The organism is Xenorhabdus innexi (assembly GCF_002632485.1).
GTDB lineage: Bacteria > Pseudomonadota > Gammaproteobacteria > Enterobacterales > Enterobacteriaceae > Xenorhabdus > Xenorhabdus innexi.
Map to the genome: position 1 here is coordinate 1 of NZ_NIBU01000142.1, position 2,333 is coordinate 2,333.

The window sequence follows — 2,333 nt, forward strand, 5'->3', positions numbered from 1 at the left end:
GTTGATTTAAGACTGAGTTCGGTTTCCGAATCCGGTGTCTCTGAGGGGGCCTGCTGACTGAGTCCGGCAACCGGACCCGGTACTGACTGACGGCGTCCGGTCTGAATGTCAGCATCGGATGACGCTGTTTTCAGGGTCTGACGCATCACCACCTGTTGTGGCGTCTGTGCGGCTCCCAGTCTCGCTTCCAGCAAACGGATATGACTGTGGCGATGGCGCATCTGCGGGTCGGCCATGATTTCCGTCAGGACATCCCGGGCAGTCTGGCTGAGGGTTCTGTTTTTACTGCGACAGGCTTCAGAAACCGTCTTCAGCCAGCCGGGATCGAAGGTTTCCGCATCGCGGCAGGTCAGCGGTTCATCGTGCTGGGCATAGATATTGCCCCTGACCCGCCCGTTGTCATCACGGATCCGTTTGCACAGACTCAGCCAGCCGGTTATTCGCAGCATCAGTAACACCCGGCTGACGGTTTCACGGGACGCTTTTCCTTTATAGGGTGACGCCAGCAACACCTGCAATTCATCGTAACTGGGAAAAACCGCGCCCTCATTTTGCTGCGCATAAAGGCGTATCATCATCCAGCCGGTTTTATCCAGCGGGGACAAACGATTATCCAGCAACAAACGCCGGGGATAGGCATCCTGAATGTTGCCCATAAACAACAAACCGCTGCGCAGTTGTGATACATCGTCGTCTGCCCGCGCGGCCAGCCGGTTTTTCATTTTATCAATCGTATGGGCAATTAAACTGTCTGCGGGCAGGGCCATGGTTTTGCTTATCTCCGGGGTTAATACGTCAAAAAATATTCTCAGGGCTGCACCCGGTCTTCACTTCGCGGCCGGATGCAGAATGACAACACTTCAGATGTCAGGTTTTACGGATTTCATTGTTGTAGCGCTCGTGGTGCATCAGTTCCCAGTGCTGACCGGCATCACGGCTTAACAGCCGCCATGACAGGCTGATATTGATTTTCAGGTAACCGGTGCCCTTTTCTTTCAGCCGGATGTAATTCCGCTCGCCCCGCCGGAATCGCCGCACCTGATGGCAGGCTTTCTGGCAGTACAGCACCGGCACCCGCGGCGGGACATACAGCCCCAGCCCCGGGATGAGTTCCCTTAATCGTCCTGACATCGGCATTTTCTGCACCATCTTATGCTCCCTCACGAACGGCGGGGCCGGTGTCCGCCGACCCGGCGGGATACCATTCCCGCACGGCATTCCAGACAGACGTTAATGACACGTCATTACGCTCTGCCACCGCCATCATCATATCCAGTCCCTCAGCACTGTCGGCCTGTGCAATCTCAGCGCTCTGCCAGCATTGCCATAAATCGCGGTTTTCGGCTTCGCTCAGCACCAGCCCCCGTCCGGCACGCACCGCAATACCGGCAATCCGCCGGCGCGCTGCGATTTCCAGACTGGATAACCCGAAGAAATACCGCATCATTTCAATCGAACCGCCCAGCATCAGCGCCCGGTCAATGCGCTGCATCCGCTGCTGTTCAATCCGGGCCTGTTGCAGGATACGGGCCAGGTTGCTGTGGTGGATATGCACCGTCAGCACCGATACCGGGCTGTTGCCTAAATAGTGCAAATCCTCAATGGTCAGGCTTTGTAACATCTGCATTTCCGTCGGGGTCATCCCCAGTGATTCACACCGGCGGATATAGCCGTTCTTTAAATCCATCACCATCTGCATCAGCAGGTTATTGGTGGCTTGCGATAAATGATTCATACACTTCCTCCCACTATCAGGCCCGTCAGAACGACAGGAATATATTCGGAAAACGCGCATCATGGCCCCTCAGGACTGTCAGGTGACATCCTGCGCTGAAGCTCGCGCAGGCGGCGGATAAGGCGTATCAGACGCAAAAACTTCACCGTCTGGCTGTCATCCAGTAAGGGGAAACCGTCCGGCAAAGTGCTCCCCAGTAACAGGTCGGTCAGTGTCAGGGGGGCGGCTGTCAGTGACATTTCACCGCTCAGGGACAGCAGCAACAGAGCAAAAGGCTGAGCAGACAGCGGTTCAGCCAGCCGGTATCCCACCGATTGGGCATCCGATGCCGGCATCACCGCATTTTCACATTGCTGGGTTTCTGCCAGTTCAAAAGCGAGGCGAAATACCATATTTTGCAGGTGATCAATATCATCCTGCATGGGTGAGATTTCCCAGACCGAACTGACCGGCTCCAGACCGGTCCGGGCAAAAGCCAACGTTTCGGCTTCAGGGCGAGCCGGTTCCGGTGAGTCATCCGGCTGATGAGCGGGGAGCACCGGTTTTTTCCCGGAAAACACAGACGACACCGGTTTCTCATCAGGTACGGAAGTGACGG

At 56.1% G+C, this 2,333-nt stretch carries 3 protein-coding genes and 1 pseudogene; all 4 read right to left on the reverse strand.

Features of this window, described 5'->3' with window-relative positions; translation table 11 throughout:
- The coding region (locus tag Xinn_RS20455) for an STY4528 family pathogenicity island replication protein (protein WP_211286042.1) at positions 1-767 on the reverse strand (767 nt) is incomplete at its 3' end.
- 100 nt (positions 768-867) lie between these two features.
- Positions 868-1,149 carry a ParE family toxin-like protein gene (locus Xinn_RS20460; protein ID WP_244590282.1) on the reverse strand — a complete coding sequence of 94 codons (282 nt, stop codon included), beginning with the start codon at positions 1,147-1,149 and terminating at the stop codon, positions 868-870.
- A gap of 1 nt (position 1,150) precedes the next feature.
- Entirely contained in the window at positions 1,151-1,735 is a 585-nt protein-coding gene (locus tag Xinn_RS20465) for a DUF2857 domain-containing protein (RefSeq protein WP_099137792.1), read from the reverse strand.
- 59 nt (positions 1,736-1,794) lie between these two features.
- Positions 1,795-2,333 (reverse strand): annotated as a pseudogene (locus tag Xinn_RS20470) (ParB family protein); the annotation flags it as partial.